The sequence below is a fragment of the Rhodospirillales bacterium genome (assembly GCA_020638175.1).
Classification (GTDB): Bacteria; Pseudomonadota; Alphaproteobacteria; order Micavibrionales; family Micavibrionaceae; genus JACKJA01.
Genome location: JACKJA010000002.1, coordinates 56807 through 77081 on the forward strand (window position 1 = coordinate 56807; position 20275 = coordinate 77081).

Sequence of the window (20275 nt, forward strand, 5' to 3'; positions counted from 1 at the left end):
TGTCTATTCGTCTCCTCTTGTTGCTTTGTCTCTGAGTTCCTGAAGATAGGCTTTCTCGTAATCCGGATCATGCATCAGCTCCGGGCCGTCATAATAGCTATGAATCCCCGGATCTGACAGAATTTCTTTCAAGCAATCAACAAGCCTTTCGGCCCATTGTTCTTGTTCGACGAGAGTTACAATCTGATCGTTACAAATTTCAATCAGGGCATTGGGCAACTTACGGGCATCACCGTGATGGTTGACCGTCGTTCCGCGCAATATCCGGGCATCATAAGGCTCGTTATCGCCCACATTTATGTTCTGCGCCCGGAAATGGTCGATAACCGCCAGCGGCGCCCGCGCATCCTGTACCCATAAAACACCCATATCCCAAGGCCGCCGTTGTTTGAAAAACTGGCGGGTATAACTATGGATCGAGATAATCAGAGGCACCGTCCCGGCAGAGGTAAAGCGATCGACAAGCGCCTCAATCTGCCGGTGATAAGGTTCATATATCTCCGTAATTCGCGCCTGTCGCTGCGCATCCTCAATATCCGCATTGCCGGACACAGCATACCCTTCGATAGAGGAGACAATAGACGTCGGATGCTCCGGACGGCGGTTGACATCAATCACCAACCGGGAATAATTAGCAAAAATTGCTGACGCACCCAATAGTTCAGCCATTTTTTCGGTAACGGCCCGCGTACCCAGATCATGAGTATCATGGTGCGTATCATAAAGACCGGCTTCGAGACCAAGACAAGAAAGATTTTGCGGTACGGCCTGCCCCCCATGATCGCAAAGCAACACACAAGGAACATCCGAATCACCATTCACAACTGTAAACGGCGCGGGATCGGTGGCCCCCAACAATCGGGTTTCCCGGTTATTCTTCCGCGTGTCCTCGTTATGCGTATGCAGCATGGCCGTTAAATCCGTTATCTTTCGGGTCAGAGACAAACAGCTTTAACGCAACTCACGATCCGGTTGCAAGTCCGCAAATGTCAAATCACGCTATTCTTTAACCGGGTAAATACTCAGGTTTTCAATAACCATGCCTTCTTGGTCCGGGGAGTCACTGATACGCCCGACCTGAACCCTGATTTTAACGTCACGGTTGATCGGTTTGGCCTGCTCGTAATTATTCGTTTCCTGAGGCAAGTACGTCATCGTCAGTTGCAATTCATAAAGCCAGCGATAACGATTGGAAACAGAGCCTTCATTCAACAAAAGCGGTGCCGATTTCACATAGCTGTTCAGCAACATTTTGTTATGGGCCAGAACCTTGATAATGTTGTTTTTGGAAAAAAATTCCTGATATTGAATCAGAGCACTCTCATTAAGCAACTTTGACAGCTCCATCTCGTGCTCGTTATATGTGCGCACATCGACGGAAAAAACATCGGACATAGTTTGCTCAAGCCACCGGGAAATATCATTTTTATGGCGATGCGGACGATCAAGCCGGTTTGTACTCCCCAGACTTCCCGGACCCAAATACAAGTCCCCCAGCGGGTTGGCCGCGGTTTTCTTATCACGTCCCTCTGCGGCAAAAGGGGCTATCAGCGTATTATCCGGCCCGGCCACGGGTTCCGAAGACGACGCAGGATCGCCACCCTGAACCGGGGACTGAGCCTGAGCAGGATGAAAAGAAATGACCGTAAAAACGACCGTAAAAAAGCAAATAAACAGTTTCAAAACGGCACTCCTTTTCAAACACTTGCCATCATGCGCGTAATTTTCCCATTATACGGCCCAAATTCATAACATTTTCTATACGCCGATCTAAAAAATCGTAAGTTTTCACCATATCCGGATCGTTATCATTGAACCAGGACAGCATTGTTGAGGCAATAACACCACTCAACAAACTCCTTTTAGTATAACGGTTATAATCGGTTGAAGTATCTCCGGCCCACACCCATATCCGGTCAGCGGTCCACCAAAGCGCTTTTACTGCCTGCGGCTCACGAAAAGGCATAAGCCAATACGTCATGGCTTGCCGGGTAGCTTCTTTATGCGGCTGCAAAATTTTCAAACGCGTTTTAACCGCCAGCCCGACACGTTCGCGTACCTTTAACAGAGACTGATCAACACCTTCCAAGGATTCCAGCATCCGCCGGTCAACCATTGACGAAAAGTGCAAAACAGCATCGTTTACCCCGCCCGGAAACGCATCACGGAAATCCGTTTCGGAAAAACCGGAGACAAGCGTCGCCTCGATCAATGTTCTTTCTAGCCAGCCATCAAAGGGAACATGCGGCAAAGCCGCCTCAAGAATAGAATCGCGTATAGATGTTTTATCCTGCATGCGAAAAGGGTAAGCCGCCAAGCAAGATGAATCAATCCCTGCTTCCTGATTTTTCAACTAGACTTTTACCTTGAAACAGGCCAACTCTGTCTCCATGAACGATAAACTGGATCAAAATAATATGGCCGGACGACTGGCGCGTTATGGCAAAGTTTCCGGAACTATGGCGTCCTTGGCCGCCAAACTGGCCGGAGAAAAATATCTCGGTCTCAAGATCGAACGGGAAGACCACGCCGTTCAGCTGATGCAGGCCTTGGGCAATTTAAAAGGCCCCCTGATGAAAATCGGCCAGATTCTGGCGACAATCCCCGAAGCGCTACCGCCCGAATACGCCCGCGCTTTTCAAGAATTACAGGCCAATGCCCCGCCGATGGGCTGGCCCTTTGTCCGGCGGCGAATGAAAACAGAACTGGGACCGGACTGGGAAAGCCGCTTCAAACATTTCGACCGCGAATCATCTGCAGCAGCGTCTCTGGGACAGGTACACAAAGCCGTAACGCATGACGGACAGACGATTGCCTGTAAACTGCAATACCCTGATATGCGCTCGGCCATTGATACGGACCTCCGCCAGCTCAAAATCATTTTTTCGATTTACGAACGCTACGACAGCGCCATTTCAACACGCCTGATTCATGAAGAGCTGTCCGAACGCCTGTACGAGGAACTCGACTACGAACGGGAAGCCCGTCAATGCAAACTCTACGCCTATATGCTGCGTGATGAAAAAGCCGTGCATGTCCCCGACGTTATTGACGATCTCTCGACAGATCGTTTGCTGTGCAGCACATGGATGGATGGCGCACCTATCCTGTCTTTTGTCGACGCCCCCTCCGATCAACGAAATCGGCTGGCTCTCAACATGTTCCGGGCCTGGTATACGCCGCTTTATCACTACGGCGTCATCCACGGCGACCCTCATCTGGGCAACTATACCGTCAGGGCCGACGATTCGATCAACCTGCTTGATTTCGGATGCATACGGGTCTTCCCGCCCCGCTTTGTCGGCGGCGTTATTGATCTGTATCATGCCTTGCTGCGCGATGACCGCGCCCTTGCCGTACATGCCTATGAAACATGGGGGTTTTCAAACCTGAGCAACGAGCATATCGATACGCTCAATATCTGGGCTAATTTTTTATACGGCCCGATTCTGGACGATAAAACCCGCAAAATCGGCGAAGTCAAAGGAGAGATCTATGGCCGGGAAACGGCTGAAAAAGTCCATGAACGCTTAAGGGAGCTAGGAAAAAAATCAGGCGGCATCACCGTCCCTCGCGAATTTGTGTTTATGGACCGGGCGGCATTGGGACTCGGCTCCGTGTTCCTACACCTGAATGCAGAAATTAACTGGTATCAGGTGTTCAACGAAATGATCGAAGGTTTTTCTTTGGAAGAACTTGAAAATAAGCAGTCTTCCGCTTTGGATACATTCAATCTACAGCCCCCCGCCCGCGAAACAATTAAATAAACGGCATTTACTTGAAAAATTACTATTAAATTACTCTTCTCGCTCTTAACCTGCCGGGAATTATCTGATAGAGTCAGTTAGTTAATTTTAAGATTTTTGCCTAGAAAGGGAGAGATACTATGGCTGCGGAAAAGGATTTATCCGTCACAACAGAAGCAAACCTCTTGGAACGCTGTTCGTTTTTGCAACTGGAGGACGAAGCCTGCCGCACTCTGGCGGCGAACCAGAAACTGATCGAAGGGGCTCTGCCCGGCATTTTGTCTGATTTCTACGAGCATATTAGCGGCTGGCCTCAAACCAGAAAATTCTTTTCGAACGAAGAGCATATGGTTTCCGCAAAAAATGCCCAGCTCAAGCACTGGGGTCTTATTGCCAGCGGAAACATCGATCATAACTATGAAAAATCCGTTCTAATAATCGGGAAAACGCATGAACGGATTGGATTGGAACCGCGTTGGTATATCGGCGGCTATTCTTTTCTCACAAGCCGTCTTCTGGGCGCGTTGGTTGACTCTAAAATCTCCGGCGGTTTCGGCAAAAACAACAACAGAGAAGAATTAAAAGAAATCATCGCCAGTGTCGTAAAAGCGGTTTTTCTGGACATGGATCTGGCTATTTCAACGTATCTCGACGCCGCCGATGCCGAAAGAGCCGCTCTTCTCGAACGCATGACGGACGATTTCGATAGCAACATCACGATGTTCGTAAGGGATCTCGGCGATTCAGCCACACAGTTGAAAAAAATGGCTGGGGGACTTTCCGAACAGGCGAAAAACGGGCAAGCCCAGTCTTCGAATTTGGCGGGCGCATCCGATAACGCCTCAACAAACGTCAATATCGTGGCCTCGGCGGCGGAAGAATTGTCGGCATCCATCAACGAAATCAACATGCAGATCAACAAATCCAGCACGATTTCAAAAGACGCCGTTCAAAAATCACAGATGGCATCAGAAACCATCACGCGTCTGCAAGGCAACGCAGAGAAAATCGGTGATATCATTAAATTGATCCATGAAATTGCCGAGCAAACAAACCTTCTGGCCTTGAACGCCACCATCGAGGCTGCCCGTGCCGGGGATGCCGGCAAGGGGTTTGCCGTGGTCGCCTCCGAGGTTAAAAATCTGGCGAACCAGACCGCTTCGGCAACATCCGAAATCTCGTCTCAGGTCAGTGACGTGCAATCGGCCATCGGGGAAACCGTAACGGCAATCAATGAAATTTCCAGTATTATCAATGATATGGATGAAATTTCAACGTCAATTTCCGCCGCCATGGAAGAACAAACGGCGGCTATGAATGAGATTGTCCAAAGTACACAAAACGCTGCTGACAGTGCCCAGCAAGTGTCTGTCATTGCCGCTCAGGTCGCCGAATCATCGAACGAAGTCGACTCCCTTTCACAATCGGTCAGCACATCGTCCACCGAACTCCTGAACAAGAACGATACCCTGCGCGGTGAACTTGAAACCTTCCTTGCAAACCTCAAGGCCGGTTAACATTCTGACAATAAAAAAATGCTATTATTTTCATTAAGATAAAAACAAAGGAGAAAAGTGCTGTGAAAAAATGTTTAGTCGTTGATGACGTCGAAGTCAGCCGTTACACAAACCAGATGTTTTTGGAAGAAATGGGATTTGACGTTGTCGAAGCCTACGATCGGGCCAGTTGCCTGAACGCCATAAGCGGCGATATTAATGTTATAATTCTGGACTGGCACCTGAAAAGAGAAAGCGGGCTGGATCTTCTGGAAGAAATCCGTCATTCTACAAGTGGAAAAAACATTCCGGTTATTATTATCTCTGGTGTAGAAGGCATGGAAAAAGCGGACGAGGCTATAAAAGCCGGCGCCAATAGCTTTATGGCCAAACCCACAACCAAAGAAAAGCTGGAAACAGAACTGAAAAAGCTTGGGATGGTCTAGTTTTAGCCGCCCTCTTTTTAAGACACATATTGTTTATTCAGGAAACAGCGCAAGCCAGAGAGCTTTGCGCTGTTTCTATTTATCTGTGTTATGGTTTTCATTCCTTTTTTCTGATAAATTAGAAAAGAGGGTAGAAGGGGTTCACCGTCATTAAGAATCACAGTTAAAAATAATATTATGTCAGAAGGCCAAAATAATACGTCCAGTGAAAACGCCAAAGGAATCGCGATCCTTTTGTGCGTTTTTTTCTGCCTGTTTTTACTCTTCTGGTATTTCTGGGGCGATGACGTCAAAAGCGGTTTCCGGTTCTTCCGCTGGGGAGAGATGTGGCTAATCTCTTTTTTCATTGATGACGACTACACCGTGTACTGGAACGGCCATACGATCAATTTTTATCAATGGCTGGAAGGGGTTCCCAATATCCCGGGGTACAAGCTGACAAAAGAAACGCTCGACGTCATTTCTTTCCTGGCGCTCCATGCCTACAAATGGTTTTTCATTGTCGTGCTCTCCATCATGGGGCTCTGGGCGTACCAGTACGGACCGGGCACCCAATTCCGGCGCAAAATGGGTATGGACGATCTTATCGCCACCCAGGCCAAAACTTTTCCGGTTTTAACGCCGCTGATCGATTTCAACCCGTCCAAAATGCCCCCGCGGCCGCCGGGTGCACCGGTTCCTGCGGAGTTACCGCTCTTTTCCGAAGCCCTCGGTCCGGAAGAATGGCTGGCCTATAACCAGATTCCGATCCCGGATGGGAAAATAGACGAACGCGCCGCCTATATTGCTTTTGCCCATCAATTAGGGCCGCGCTGGAAAGGGCCGGCAAAATTGCCGCCCCACAAAAAAATATTTCTGGCAACCTGCTGCCTGCGGGCTTCACGGAAACGCGCTGAAGCGGACGAAATGATGGGCCGGCTGGCGCAATGCTGGCGGCACGACAAGGGATTACAACTGGGACGCGATAAAAAGCTCCTGCGCGATGCGATGAAAGTCCTGAAAAACAAGGATCTCTCGGCCTCAACCCTGGCCAAAGTCAACCAGCATGCTTTCCAGACAACGGCGCTCATACGGGCGCTGGCGACAGCCCGTGAAGAAGGCGGCGTTATGGCCCCGGCCCAGTTTGTCTGGATGCGCGGCCATGATCGCGCCTTGTGGTATCCCCTGAATAATCTGGGACGGCAGGCCTTCCACATGGAAGCCCTCGGGGCCATGGCACACTATGTTGCTGAAAAACGGACACAAAGACCGGTCCCCAAACCCAAAGTCGACGATGCCGTGCGCAGCATTGTTGATTATATGAACTCCAACCGTGCCCGTCCCGTGCCTCAGCTGGATTACAGCGGCTCGAAACGGAGCGGCATTAAAAAACCCGGAAGCGCAGGCGTTAAAAAACCGAAGGCGTAAAAACAAGACAAACAAGAGGACTGCAAATAATGTGTAAATTTCTGGAAAAAATCACAGGCACCTACAAATCAAATGCCAAGGTTGTTGACGGTGTTTTGATTTTATCTTTGCCCGATGCGATATCGCCGCTGGTCTGGCGTCTGGATCTGGACAAAGCCACGAACGCCGCTCTCGAAATTCAGGAAAGCGAAGACGGCACGTTCCTGCTGTGTCAGAAGCCGGAAAAAGGAACAGCCAAAACCATTGCTCCCTTTGCGACACGTAAAAAAGCTGTGCGCGCCTTGATGGTTGCCAGCCACGCCATGGAAAATGCGCCGCCGACGGTAATAAAAACGGTAGCTACCCCCGCCAACAACCAGGAAAGCACCGGCAGCAGAGCGACTGTCGTTACAGCACCTGCTGCGCCGCCTTCCGAAAAAAAGGGGAAATCGGCTCTGACTGCGGTTATTGGCATTATTTTGCTGCTGGGCCTGATTTTCCTGCTGCTCAATATGGGTCCCCAAACCATAGGGGGTATGCCTGAGCAAAATGCAAACATGGCCGCGGGGACATCCTCCGGAAACACAGCGGGTACGCCGGTATCCGCCGACGATTTCCTGCGCAACCGGTAAAGGCGGATATAGCGGAATATGGCATTAGACCAGAGAAAATATGAGAAAAAACATACCGATATCCTGCGGGATATTCGGCCTATGCGCGTGCGTCTGGCCGATTGGCTATCGACGCCGACTCATGCTTTTGTTGTTTTTCTGGCCGGTGCCTGTGGTTTTTATTATCTCCCGTCCATATTGCTCTACGGAGATTTCATTTTTATCATTTATTGCCTGTATTTCTGGTGGCTGGTCAAATGCGACCGGACGCTGATTTTCAAAATGCCCTATGGCGCTAAATGGAAAGACAAAAACAATATGGGGCCGGGTAAAAACGGCAAGGCCGAGGGCATTCTCTATCTTGGTAACGGTAAAAACACCAAGGAAGAAATATGGTTTACAAACTCTGATGCCCGAACCCACGTTTTGTATCTGGGAACCACCGGGGCCGGTAAAACCGAAGGGCTAAAATCCATGGTGACCAACGCCATGACCTGGGCTTCCGGCTTTGTTTACATTGATGGTAAAGCCGATACCGATCTGTGGTCCTCCCTGTCAGCTCTCGTCCGTCGCTTTGGGCGCGACGACGATTTGCTGGTCCTGAACTATATGACCGGGAACTCGGATGCGCGGGCGCCGTCTAACTCCATGAACCCGTTTTCATCCGGCTCGGCATCTTACCTGACCAACATGCTTGTGTCCCTGATGCCACAGGCCGAAGGCGACAACGCCATGTGGAAAGAACGGGCCGTCTCGCTCATCAGCTCGCTGATGCCGGCCATGACGTGGAAACGGGACAATCAGGACATCCCCCTGTCGGTCAGCGTCATTCGTGAATCCTTGAATTTGAACAACATCATCAAACTGTCACGCGATCAGGCCGTCCCCGAAGATTTGCGCGTAAGTATCCGGGGTTATCTGGATACCCTGCCCGGTTACGTTGACGAAGCCTTTGACGATCAGGGCAAGGAAAAACCGCCCGGCCCCGACACCCCGGCCTACGATACGACAACGCCGCGGCAACAACACGGTTACCTGTCAATGCAGTTCACCCGGTCTCTGCAATCTTTGGGGGATGATTACGGTTACATTTTTGACACACAGGCCGCCGATGTCGACATGCTGGACGTTGTTCTCAACCGGCGTATTTTGATCGTTTTGATTCCGGCGCTGGAAAAATCCAGTGATGAAACGGCCAACCTCGGTAAAATCGTTGCCGCTACCATCAAGGGAATGATGGGATCGACGCTGGGGGCCACCGTGGAAGGCGAGTCATCAACCGTCATCGAGAACAAACCGACCCATTCTTCAACGCCCTTCATGACCGTCTTCGACGAGGTCGGATATTACACCGCCGAAGGGATGGCAGTCATGGCCGCGCAGGCTCGCTCTCTCGGGTTTTCTCTCGTGTTCTCGGCGCAGGACTTGCCCGCACTGGAAAAACGGGTCAAGGAAGAAGCCCGGTCAATCACCGCGAACTGTAACATCAAAATCTTCGGTAAACTCGAAGACCCGACCCAGACCAAGGAATTCTTTGAAAAAACCGTCGGACAGGCCATCGTTATCGAAACTTCGGGCTTCGAAGATAACGGTGCGGAATTTGGCTCTTACTTTGACACCGGAAAGGCCGGGATGCAGATTCGCTCCCGTGCCAGTTATGACGGCCTGCGCGATTTCAAGGAAGGGGAAGCCCTGATTTGCTTCGGCAAAATGATGATGGACACCCAGATTTTCTACTCCAATCCCGGTCACGCCAAAGCCATGCGGGTCACGCGCTTTGTTGCCCTGCCGCCGCCGGATGATAATTTTATCAAGCATTCATCAGCCATCACCAGCGTCCGTGACAAAATGGTCCATAAAACATGGACAGCCCTGAAAGCCGACGTCGCCGTTGAAACGCCGGATGAAATTGCCGCCATGGCTGATACGTTCGATTTGGCTGAAAAGGCCGATATCACACCGACAGAAGCCGGAATGGCCGCGATTGCCAGCGTTCACGCCCTGCATAACCCGTTGGATCTGGAAGAAAAGCCACAGGAAGAAAGCACTGGCAGCGCGGGTGAAAGCGCTCCGCCGCCCCCACTGGCCGCCCCGGCAAAACAACCGGAAACCAGCGCGCCCGCCGCTCCGGCCACGCCGCCGCTGACCGCTACAAAACCCACCGGACCGGTAGAAACGTCGGCCACGCCGCCGGTCGCGGCAAGCACAAGCGCCAATCCGATGTCGTTTTTCGCCTCCAAAAAATCTGACGGCGCCGCGGAACCGCAGACACCGCCGCCGCCCGCACAACCAACAGAAAAAATTGAGCAGCAGCCCGATCAGTCGGTAAGCTGGCAGGATCTGGTGAAAGAAACAGAAGAAACACCGCCCGCGGCCCCGGCAACGCCTGCGGAAACAGAAAAACAAACACCGCCGCCGGTTGAAGCTGCGCCAGCCGCCCTTGATCCGGCCGTGGAAGCCACCCTTAAAGAAGCCGGGGAAAAAGCGAAAGAAGCCCTGCGAGGCAAGGGAGACGGCGATGCCGCGGAGTAACAGCGAGAGCGGCAATGTCTTTATGTTCATCATGCTGGGCATTGCCCTGTTCGCGGCGCTGATGTTTACCTTTTCCCGCGGCGCCCATGAAGGCGGTGGCCGCCTGAGCAAAAAACAGGCCGAAATGGCTGCCATGGATATCATCGCTTACGCCAATAAACTTGAGCGTGCCGTTGCCCGCGTCCAGCAAAAAGGAATATCAGAAAACGACATCAGTTTCGACAATGCCTTTGTTTCCGGCTACGACAACGCATCGTGCACCACGAACACCTGCAAGGTTTTTTCAACCGGGGGCGGAAACATTACCTATCAGCGCCCATCTGATTCAGTAAACGATGGCAGCGATTGGGTTATAACGGGCGCTAACTACGTTAAGGGCATGGGCGCAATCGGCGATGAAACTGACGCAGAATTGACCTTAGTTCTGCCCAACGTTACAGAAACCATCTGTTCACAAATAAACAATGAACTCGGCATAGACGGCATTCCGCAAGAATTTCAGGATAGCGCAACGACCCCTTTTCAGGGAACATTTTCATCAACGCCGGAACTTATCGAGGAAAATGGGGGGACGGCACTGGACGGCGTTTCTTCCGCCTGCTTCGAGGGAGACAACACCCCGGCCAGCGGAACCTATCATTTTTACCACGTTCTTGTGAAACGGCCTTGAACGAACACTACATCCGCTCCGGTACCCGTATCCCCAAGAGCGATAGAACGAGTTCCAGCTCCTTAACCGTCAAGGCGCACAGCGCCAGACGACTGGCTTTCAAGCCCGCATCCTCTTCCGAGAGAATATGACAGCTATTGTAAAAGCTGGAAAACGCCTGCGCCAAGCGGTACGCATAATCACACAGATAATGCGGCGCATAATGACGCAGCGCCGTGTCGATCACATCCGGCAGCTCGGTCAATAACAGCGCCAGCGGGCGGTCCGTTTCCTGCAAGGCAAACGCTGCCCCCGGCTGGTCGCCCTGCTCTGCCGCTTTCCGCAGCAACGATTTGATCCGCACAGCCTGATACAGCATATATGGCCCGGTCTTCCCTTCAAACGCCGTCATCCGATCAATATCAAAGATGTAATCGGACTGCCGCTGGTTTTGCAGGTCAGCAAACTTGATCGCCGCCACCGCCACCTTGTGCGCGATATCCTCTTTTTCTTCGGCGCTCATGTCCGCCGCCAGATTAGCCTCAGCCAGCCGCGCACGCGCCTTCTCCAGCCCCATGCCAATCAAATCTTCCAGCTTCAAAACGCCGCCGGCCCTAGTTTTGAACGGTTTCCCGTCCGTCCCGTTCATCGTGCCAAACCCGGCAAAGGTCAGCTCGACCTTATCCTCCGGCGCATAACCCGCCAGCCGCGCCGCCCGAAACACTTGCTCGAAGTGCAAGGATTGGCGCTGGTCGACGACGTAGATAATCTTGTGCGGGCTGTACTCTGCCATCCGGTCCTTGATCGTCGCCAGATCACTGGTCCCATACATCGCCGCCCCATCGGATTTCAGCAAAATCAGCGGCGGGACTTCCTTGTTATCGTCATTCTTTTTGACCGGCACAACAATCGCACCCTGATCCTTGATTGCATGCCCGGATGCCTCAAGCTCTACAACCATCGGCGCAATCAAATCATGAACGGAAGACTCCCCTTTCCAGACATCGAATTCCACACCGAGTGCAGAAAAGTTCTTTTTCATCCCCTCAACAGATACCGTCATAAAATGCTGCCACAGCGCCCTATAACCGGGGCGTCCGTCCTGCATTTCTTTAGTAGCCAATCGCGCCACAGCCGCGCGTTCTTCGTCTTCTTTACAAGCTTTCGAAGCGGCAGGATATATCTCCTCCAATTCAGCCAGCGTAACAACCGGTTCCTCTGGATATGGCCCAGCAAAGCTCTCGTCAAAATAAACTAAATCGGGCTGACGAATCTTCAACTCAGAAATCACCATGCCCATTTGCGTACCCCAATCACCGAGGTGAACATCACCTAGGGCATCGAATCCTGCAAATTTCATCAGGCGGTTGAGGGAATCACCAATAATCGAGGCGCGGAGGTGACCGACATGCATCGCCTTGGCGACATTCGGACCGCCATAATCGAGAACAACCGCGCCTTCGCCAAGCTGCGGCGTGCCGCAGCGCTCATCCGCCGTCACAGCGCTCAAATGCGCCGCCAGAAAGTCATCACTCACGTTCAGATTAATAAACCCCGGCCCGGCAATTTCGATTTTTCTAAAAATGTCATTCTGAGGCAAAGCCGAAGAATCTAAAGATCCTTCGCGTTGCTCAGGATGACAGGAAAGAATCTTTACGACCTCTTCCGCGACCGCGCGCGGCGCTTTCCGGGCAACCTTCGCCGCGGCCATCGCGCCGTTGCACTGGAACTGCGCCAGATCAGGGCGATCGCTCACCCGCACACTGCCCAATTCGGCAGGCAACTCCAGCGCTTCAAACGCACCGCCCACAATGTCAGAGAGTATGGTTGTTAATGAGGTCATATATTCTTCACCCAACTAATTTTTCAAAATCACCCTGATCGACCCAGAACTCAACCAATCCATCGGGATCGGGCTCTATGCCCATCGATTTATAAAACTTCAACGCCTTGTCATTACCAGGCATAACCGACCATTTCATGGCGCAGCAATCATCATCCATAGCCTTTTGCCCCATAAAGGCAACCAGTTTTCGGCCAAGCCCTCGTTTGCGAAAATCTGGTCTCACATAAAGCGTACGCATATTAAACATGCGCCGGGGGCTATAAAGAGAAAACAGATAATCCCATGTCACTAAAGAAACCGGCGTGCCGCCTTCATAACCGACCAGCCCTTGAAAAGAAGGCGGTACACCATTCAGAAAAGCCTTACAAAAATCGTCAAAAGACGCTTTGAGATACCGCCGACTACCCTGTTCATCACACAGTTCATTGAACAGATTCCAAGCCGTTTCAACATTGTCTCGTGATATATTCTTCAACGAAAAAGACACAATATCCGTGACCTTTGTGGTTCAAAACTCACACGTCCAAATTAGCCACTTTCAGGGCATTTTCCTGAATAAATTCGCGGCGTGGTTCAACAACATCCCCCATCAAGGTAGAGAACAGCTCGTTGGCCTTTTCCGCATCCTTGATCGTCACCTGCAAAAGCGTCCGCACCGTCGGATCCAACGTCGTTTCCCAGAGCTGTTCCGGGTTCATTTCCCCCAGACCTTTATAGCGCTGGATCGACAGCCCCTTGCGCCCATTGGCCAGAACGGCATCAAGCAGCTCCAGCGGTCCGTGGATTTTGGCAATTTCCTTGCCTTCCTTGCCGCTCAGGATCCCGCGCCCCGCGTAATTCTCAGTCAGGTGCGCCTTCATCCCGTCCAGACGCCGGGCATCGGCGCTGCGAAGATGATCGGCGGACAGGCGCAACGTATCGGTGACGCCCCGTAGCGTACGGGTAAGTGTATAACCGCTCTCCGGCGTATATTCGCCTTTCCAGCCGCGCTCTTTTTCAATCTCCCGCGCATCAAGCCGCGCTGCAATCGCCGCCGCCAGCTCTTGGGATGGCTCTTCGGCAAACGCCCCGGCACACGCCGCCTGCTCAACCAGAACATGACTCCCGGCTTTCCGGGCAATCGCATCCACCGACGGGCGGATTTTCCCGGCCTTTTCCAGTAAATCCCGTAAATCTCCACCGCTGCGGCCTGCGCCACCGGCATCGACATACGCCAGATCATCGACCGCCGCCGAGATTAAATAATCCTCCAGCGCCGGATCGTCTTTCAGGTACGTTTCGCTTTTCCCGCGGCTAACCTTGTAAAGCGGCGGCTGGGCGATATAAATAAACCCGCCGGCAATCAGCGCCGGCATTTGCCGGAAGAAAAACGTCAAAAGCAACGTCCGGATGTGCGCCCCATCGACGTCGGCATCGGTCATGATAACGATTTTGTGATAACGCAGTTTTTCGATATTGAATTCTTCCTTGCCGATCGACGTCCCCAGCGCCGTAATCATCGTCCCGATTTCCTGATTGCCCAGCATCCGGTCAAATCGCGCCCGCTCGACATTCAGGATTTTACCGCGCAGCGGCAAGATCGCCTGCGTTTTCCGGTCACGACCCGATTTCGCCGAACCGCCAGCCGAGTCCCCCTCAACGATAAAAATTTCAGACTTGGCGGGATCGCGTTCCTGACAATCCGCCAGCTTACCCGGCAGGTTGGAAACATCCATAATCCCCTTGCGCCGGGTCATCTCACGGGCTTTCCGGGCCGCTTCACGCGCAGCAGCCGCTTCGACAATCTTGCCGACAATCTTCTTCGCCTCAACCGGATTCTCCTCAAACCACGTGCCCATATATTCGGCGATCGCGCTCTCAACAACAGGGCGCACTTCCGAAGACACTAGCTTGTCCTTGGTCTGGGACGAGAATTTCGGATCAGGAACCTTCACAGACAATACACACGTCATACCTTCACGCATATCATCGCCGGTCGGCTTGACTTTTTCCTTCTTGAGAATGCCGGTGTCCTCGGCGTATTTGGTAATCACACGGGTCAGCGCGCTCCGGAACCCCTGAAGGTGCGTCCCGCCATCACGCTGCGGGATATTGTTGGTAAAGCACAGCATTGTCTCGTGATACGCGTCAGTCCATTCCAGTGACGCCTCAACCGTAATCCCGCTGGCCTCATCCTCGACATAGACCGGCACCGGCGCTTTAATCAGGGGAGTCTTGCTGCGATCCAGATAACGCACGAATTCTTCGATCCCGCCGTCATAATGGAAATGGGAAACCTTCGGCTCGTCGCCACGCGCATCGGTCACGTAAATGTTAACACCAGAGTTCAAGAACGCCAACTCGCGCAGACGGCCCTCCAGCGTCCCGAAATCAAATTCCGTCATGGTAAAGGTTTCAGGCGAAGGCAGGAACGTCACTTCCGTTCCGTTGCGCTCTCCCGGCTCCAGATCACGAACGGATTTCAATGGCTCAACGGCCTCGCCGCCCTTAAAGCGCATAAACCATTCCTTGCCTTCGCGGCGAATACGCAAATCCAGATACGTCGACAGCGCGTTAACCACCGACACCCCGACCCCGTGCAGCCCCCCGGAAACCTTGTAGGAATTCTGGTCGAATTTACCCCCGGCGTGCAGCTGGGTCATAATCACTTCGGCCGCCGAAACGCCCTCCTCATGGTGAATATCCACCGGTATCCCGCGGCCATTATCCTTGATTGTCGCGCTGCCATCAGCATTCAAAATCACATCCACGCGGTCGCAATGCCCCGCAAGACTTTCATCAATCGCGTTATCGACCGCTTCATAAATCATATGATGCAAACCGGTCCCATCGTCGGTATCACCGATATACATCCCCGGCCGCTTACGCACAGCCTCAAGCCCGCGCAGGACTTTGATCGAATCGGCGCCGTATTCGCTGCTGTTTTGTGTCTCTTCGGGCATATGATTTTCCGCCGCTTTGCTCATGATTAAATCCGTTTCTTTTCCGTTTTAAAAAACCGCTGTTTTCCGTGTTTTTCTGAACAGATTTTTATAGCACGCGCCCCTGCAAAATCACAGGAAAAATAAGGGTTTTTGCAGATTTTATTAACAAGCGCGCCCGGAATAAAAACGCCCTGCCCCAGACATCTGTGCCTTACCGAAAAAAGGAAAGATAAACGAGATACGTACCGCGTAGCACGAATCAGGGAAAAACTCAAAATTATCCTTGAAAATCGAGGCGTTTAAAGATCATCCGAAGAGGGAAGCGTAAATACCCCGATATTCTTGCCACGATACGGCATTGCCATCTTCATGTCGTACACGGCAACCTCCTCAGGCTTGTCATAACGAATAATCGCAAAGCCAGCGGGATGATCGGCAAACCACAGATGCATATGGGCAACATTTTCGACCGCAATCGGCTTCGTCAACCGGCCCAGGAAGTTGAATTCACCCTGGTACTTCCGGGCAAACACCCAGTCTTTATCCTCATGTTCATGGATATAAGACGCGATCGGCCGCAAATCATACCGTTTGAATACCGTCACAGACCCCGCCACATGACCCGTGACAAACACAACAAGCATAAAAGCCACGGTCAACGCCACAGCCCGGCGCGATAGATTCGCGGTATAGGCAATGAAAATAATAATCGCCGGCAAAAACGGCACAAGGTAATGCGGCTGCTTCCCACCAATCAGAGAAAAAACAACGAGTGTCGGAACGACCATACACAAAAGAAACCGCAAGCCCGGCTCTGATTTCAGAACAGAAGGCGCCTTCTTTATCCCCTTCCAGAAAGACGGGAAAAACGCCCACGGCAAAAACAACACGGGCAGCAACGGCAGATAAAAATAAAACGGCCGGTCATGGGAACTCCCCATATTGCCGGTAATGCGGCCTGCCGTTTGCTCCCACACCAGGGAAAGCACAAAATCATCGCTGGAGGCCTGCACAACAGGAATCAACCAGAGCAAAGCCGGAATCAAAGACAGGATATAAGCCAGCAAACATCCGCCATACCATGACCAGTTGCTGCGGTTTTCCTTCATCCAGTACGGACCGAGAAGCACGGGAAACAATACATAGAGCCATGCCACCGGCCCCTTGGTTAACACCCCCAGTCCCAGAGACAACGCCAGCAGCAAAATAAACACAGGACGGCGGCTATAGGCATACGAAACCAGCGCCAGCAGAGCACAAAGCACAAACACCGTCAGGGTGATATCGAACATCACCAGCGTCCCGTAGATCAGGAAAGGAACGCTGCCCACCATGAGAAGCGGCAAGAGCTCGAATTTATCAGCCTTATCGCGAAACAGTTTTTGAGCCAAAATCCGGGTCAGGTAAACATTGGCCAGCGCCGCAAAAATAACCGGCAACGTACCGGCCCAGCGATTAACTCCGAACACGGACCATGAAAGGTTAATCAGCCAGAACAATATTGGCGGTTTATGATGATATGGCTCCCAGTTAAGAGTCAGCGGCGCCAGCCAGTCATGCCGAAGCGCCATTTCCCACGCCACCGTCAAATAACGGGTTTCATCAATCGGCAATAACGGGCGAAATGCAACAACCGTGCAAAAGAGGACAAGCAAAGCCGCCGGCACCCACAGGGTCTGTATTCGTGAATAGCTCATGGAAATATGATCTTAATTTGACGTTTCAGAGACATCGGCCGCACCATCCGGCACTTTACGATGAATAAAATAAAGATTACGGCTGTAAATCAAAAGCCCCGTGCTTTGCCCCAGTATAAAAACAGGATCCTGCCGCCAGATAGCATAACTCAAAAGAACCAGACCGCCGCCAATACTGAAATACCAAAAGGCATTGGGAATAATGCTTTCCCCTTTCTTTTCCGACGCAATCCATTGCACGAAAAAGCGCATAAAAAACAGGCCTTGCCCCAAAAAACCAACCGCCAACCAAACGGTCTCGGGATTTATATGCGAAAACAGCGCAGACATTTTTCCTCTTTAGCTTAATTCTTCATACGTATCGTCGAAATCAACGCGCTGCGCTCTTTTCTGGAGCCACAAAACGCCGATAATATCACTAATACCAACAAACAGCCGGTCCAGCGTCCCATATTTTGATTGTCCATGTGTCCGTGGACGGTGAGAAACATCGGCATGAGCAAGCTGCACGCCTTCTCGTATCATAAGTGCCGGCAAAAAACGATGCATATGATCGAAATACGGCAAATTTAGATAATCCCGCCGCCGAAACATCTTCAGCGAACAGCCTGTATCTTTCGTCTGATCCTTGAGAAGCCCGGCTCGGATAGCATTGGCCAGACGCGAGGAAACACGGCGAACCCAGTTATCATTACGCTTTTTGCGCTCGCCCAAAACGGCTACTTTCGGCAGTTCTTCCCCAAACGACGTATAGACATCATACAGAATTCTTATATCAGCAGGATCATTCTGGCCATCGCCGTCCATGGTGACAATAAGGTCATTACCGGCCGCTTTGATGCCTGTCCAGAGCGCCGCAGATTGTCCGCCCCGGTGATTATGCCGAATAAGCCGCAGAGCCGGGAATTTTTCGCGCAACGCCTTAAGCCGTTCAAATGAACCGTCTGAACTGCTGTCATCCACGTACACGATTTCACTGATCGGTAACTCTTGAGCCACATCCGCTATTTCCCTTAACAAGGAGTCTATATTGTCTTTTTCGTTAAAAATGGGAACAACAACGGAAATCATACTATAGAGCCTATAACTTGTTTATTTTTACAAAAGAGTAAGTACACGGGCAACCTGAAGCGAAACTGAAGACATACAAAAAAATCACGCAAACCACCAGAAGGAATAAAAACAATCCGCCCGTCACACAGCCCTGTTTACCACATTTATCAAGCCGCCACACTTTCAGTTTTAGGCATAAGAGCACTGTTCTCCACATGGAAAAACGCGGCCCGTCCATCAAGATGCCGGAACAAACCTTCATCCGTTCCGGTCAGCCAGACCTGCCCGCCCATTGCCAGCAAAACATCATAAAGCGCCGCCCGGCGATAATCGTCAAGATGTGCGGCAACCTCATCCAAAAGCAATAACGGCGGCCCGCCCCGCTCGGCAGCAATCAACCGGCTATGGGCCAGCGTAATACCGATGAGCAGCGCCTTTTGCTCCCCTGTCGAGCACTGCGCCGCGGGCATATCCTTGACGGTAAAACGCACGGCCAGATCCGTTTTATGTGGCCCGGTCGCGGCTCCGCCGCTCATGGCGTCCAGCTCCCGGCTTTGCCTGAGCTGATATTTAAACATGTCCTCGACCTCCAGCGCCGGCGCCCGTGCCAGTAATTCCTCCACCGTGCCTTTAACAAAAAGCCGGGCATGCGGAAAAGCAGTGCCATCATCCCGGTCGCACGCCTCTTGCAAACGCTCTACAAAATGCAGGCGCGCCGCCGCAAGCGCCGTCCCGGTCTCCGCCATCGTCGCCTCTAACGCATCGACCCAGTGGGGATCGAACCCCCGTTCATCTTGCAAGAGTTTCGAGCGCTGGCGCAGCGCATTCTCATAGCGTGTCGTGCGTCCGGAATGGCCGGGATCGAACGCAAACACCAGCCGGTCTAAAAACCGCCGCCGCTCCGATGCCCCGTCCAGAAACAGCCGGTCCATCTGCGGTGTCAGCCAAACCGCCGCGACATATTCCGCCAGCGCGCTCTGGGCCTTGGCCGGAACGCCGTTAATCCGGATCAATCGTTTGTTGTCTTTGTCGGGATCGGCCCCCGTTCCGATTTTGATAAAGCCATAGGCCGTCTCAACATCTGCCGCCACCGCCCAGGAATGGGACCGCCCGCGGCTCTGGATCTCGGAAACTTTCGCCCCGCGCAAACCCCGCCCCGGCGCCAGCAAAGACAGAGCCTCCAAAACATTGGTTTTTCCCGCCCCGTTCGCCCCATACAATACAACAGGCCCGGCGGGCAAGTCTCGCAAGACCGCATCGTCATAGCACCGAAAATTTGTTAAACTTAAATCCCGAACCAATATCATACGACTATTCTAACCACAGAAACCTGCAAATATCACTGAATCATTTCCCTGTCATTCAGAGGTAAAATCATCCAGATCATAGGATTAACGGGATCGTTTTCATTTTCCTCTAGCAAGGCTTTAAACCCATACTCCTGATAAAAAGCCCGCGTCCGAGCATAGTAAACATCATCACTCCGGGCGCTTAACGTATTAACAATCATGAATTCATACCCTTGGCACAACGCATATTCCCTAGCCGTATCCATCAATGCCTTGCCAATCCCTTGCCTGTGATGTTGTGGCACAACGCCCATCCACCACACCTCCAACGATCGCCGCATGTGATCTTTCAAACCGATAAACCCCATCAGCTTGCCATCATAAAAACCAGCAAAAACCTCTCTGGTCGCCATACCGGAAATATAGTTCTTGTTGGCATCCGGCATACCGAACCAATCCGGCAACAACGGTATTATTTCCCGGCAATATGCGGATTTCAAAGCCTCGTCTTGTACATGAACAACATCCAGTTCCATTGCCAGACCCCATGTAAAAAGGGCACGATTTACACCGCGCCCCTGATTGATTGTTATCATTATT

General features: G+C 51.9%; 18 protein-coding genes. 7 read left to right on the forward strand and 11 right to left on the reverse strand.

What is annotated here, in order from left to right:
- Positions 1 to 3: 3 nt before the first annotated feature.
- The 3 genes from H6868_00310 to H6868_00320 form a co-directional block, all read right to left on the reverse strand.
- The gene (locus H6868_00310) at positions 4 to 909 is read right to left on the reverse strand and encodes an N-formylglutamate amidohydrolase (GenBank protein ID MCB9987755.1); all 906 of its coding nucleotides are present in this window, start codon (positions 907 to 909) and stop codon (positions 4 to 6) included.
- Between the two features lie 90 nt (positions 910 to 999).
- Complete coding sequence (locus H6868_00315) at positions 1000 to 1683, reverse strand: DotI/IcmL/TraM family protein (GenBank protein ID MCB9987756.1); 684 nt, start codon at positions 1681 to 1683, stop codon at positions 1000 to 1002.
- A gap of 28 nt (positions 1684 to 1711) precedes the next feature.
- Positions 1712 to 2296, reverse strand: a complete 585-nt coding sequence (locus tag H6868_00320; GenBank protein MCB9987757.1) for a COQ9 family protein — start codon at positions 2294 to 2296, stop codon at positions 1712 to 1714.
- A 94-nt stretch (positions 2297 to 2390) separates the two neighbouring features.
- Here H6868_00320 and H6868_00325 point away from each other — a divergent pair, with 94 nt between their 5' ends.
- The 7 genes from H6868_00325 (at position 2391) to H6868_00355 (ending at position 10887) form a co-directional block, all read left to right on the forward strand.
- Positions 2391 to 3767, forward strand: coding sequence for an AarF/ABC1/UbiB kinase family protein (locus tag H6868_00325; protein ID MCB9987758.1), 1377 nt, complete (start codon positions 2391 to 2393; stop codon positions 3765 to 3767).
- A 119-nt stretch (positions 3768 to 3886) separates the two neighbouring features.
- Positions 3887 to 5263 carry a globin-coupled sensor protein gene (locus tag H6868_00330; protein ID MCB9987759.1) on the forward strand — a complete coding sequence of 459 codons (1377 nt, stop codon included), beginning with the start codon at positions 3887 to 3889 and terminating at the stop codon, positions 5261 to 5263.
- Between the two features lie 62 nt (positions 5264 to 5325).
- Positions 5326 to 5688: a response regulator gene (locus H6868_00335; GenBank protein ID MCB9987760.1), complete on the forward strand. Its 363-nt coding sequence runs from the start codon at positions 5326 to 5328 to the stop codon at positions 5686 to 5688.
- A 177-nt stretch (positions 5689 to 5865) separates the two neighbouring features.
- Positions 5866 to 7095 (forward strand): type IV secretion system protein, encoded by a 1230-nt coding sequence (locus H6868_00340; protein ID MCB9987761.1) that lies wholly within the window; start codon positions 5866 to 5868, stop codon positions 7093 to 7095.
- Between the two features lie 29 nt (positions 7096 to 7124).
- On the forward strand, positions 7125 to 7706 hold the full coding sequence (locus tag H6868_00345; GenBank protein MCB9987762.1) for a hypothetical protein: 582 nt from the start codon (positions 7125 to 7127) through the stop codon (positions 7704 to 7706).
- Between the two features lie 18 nt (positions 7707 to 7724).
- On the forward strand, positions 7725 to 10217 hold the full coding sequence (locus H6868_00350; GenBank protein MCB9987763.1) for a type IV secretion system DNA-binding domain-containing protein: 2493 nt from the start codon (positions 7725 to 7727) through the stop codon (positions 10215 to 10217).
- Complete coding sequence (locus H6868_00355) at positions 10204 to 10887, forward strand: hypothetical protein (protein MCB9987764.1); 684 nt, start codon at positions 10204 to 10206, stop codon at positions 10885 to 10887. Before H6868_00350 ends, H6868_00355 begins: the two co-directional genes overlap by 14 nt.
- 7 nt (positions 10888 to 10894) lie before the next feature.
- On the opposite strand, the gene argS is transcribed toward H6868_00355, so the two are convergent.
- The 8 genes from argS to H6868_00395 all read right to left on the reverse strand — a co-directional run bounded on the left by argS (position 10895) and on the right by H6868_00395 (position 20271).
- Entirely contained in the window at positions 10895 to 12709 is a 1815-nt protein-coding gene (gene argS, locus H6868_00360; GenBank protein ID MCB9987765.1) for an arginine--tRNA ligase, read from the reverse strand.
- A gap of 7 nt (positions 12710 to 12716) precedes the next feature.
- The gene (locus tag H6868_00365; GenBank protein ID MCB9987766.1) at positions 12717 to 13199 is read right to left on the reverse strand and encodes a GNAT family N-acetyltransferase; all 483 of its coding nucleotides are present in this window, start codon (positions 13197 to 13199) and stop codon (positions 12717 to 12719) included.
- Between the two features lie 28 nt (positions 13200 to 13227).
- Positions 13228 to 15678, reverse strand: a complete 2451-nt coding sequence (gene gyrB, locus H6868_00370; GenBank protein ID MCB9987767.1) for a DNA topoisomerase (ATP-hydrolyzing) subunit B — start codon at positions 15676 to 15678, stop codon at positions 13228 to 13230.
- Between the two features lie 257 nt (positions 15679 to 15935).
- Positions 15936 to 17333 carry a glycosyltransferase family 39 protein gene (locus H6868_00375; protein ID MCB9987768.1) on the reverse strand — a complete coding sequence of 466 codons (1398 nt, stop codon included), beginning with the start codon at positions 17331 to 17333 and terminating at the stop codon, positions 15936 to 15938.
- Positions 17334 to 17345: 12 nt separating this feature from the next.
- Positions 17346 to 17663, reverse strand: a complete 318-nt coding sequence (locus H6868_00380; GenBank protein ID MCB9987769.1) for a lipid-A-disaccharide synthase N-terminal domain-containing protein — start codon at positions 17661 to 17663, stop codon at positions 17346 to 17348.
- Positions 17664 to 17672: 9 nt separating this feature from the next.
- Positions 17673 to 18404 carry a glycosyltransferase family 2 protein gene (locus H6868_00385; protein MCB9987770.1) on the reverse strand — a complete coding sequence of 244 codons (732 nt, stop codon included), beginning with the start codon at positions 18402 to 18404 and terminating at the stop codon, positions 17673 to 17675.
- A 149-nt stretch (positions 18405 to 18553) separates the two neighbouring features.
- A complete protein-coding gene (gene recF, locus H6868_00390; protein MCB9987771.1) occupies positions 18554 to 19693 on the reverse strand; it encodes a DNA replication/repair protein RecF in 1140 nt (379 codons plus the stop codon).
- A gap of 32 nt (positions 19694 to 19725) precedes the next feature.
- Positions 19726 to 20271, reverse strand: coding sequence for a GNAT family N-acetyltransferase (locus tag H6868_00395; protein MCB9987772.1), 546 nt, complete (start codon positions 20269 to 20271; stop codon positions 19726 to 19728).
- Between the last annotated feature and the right edge of the window lie 4 nt (positions 20272 to 20275).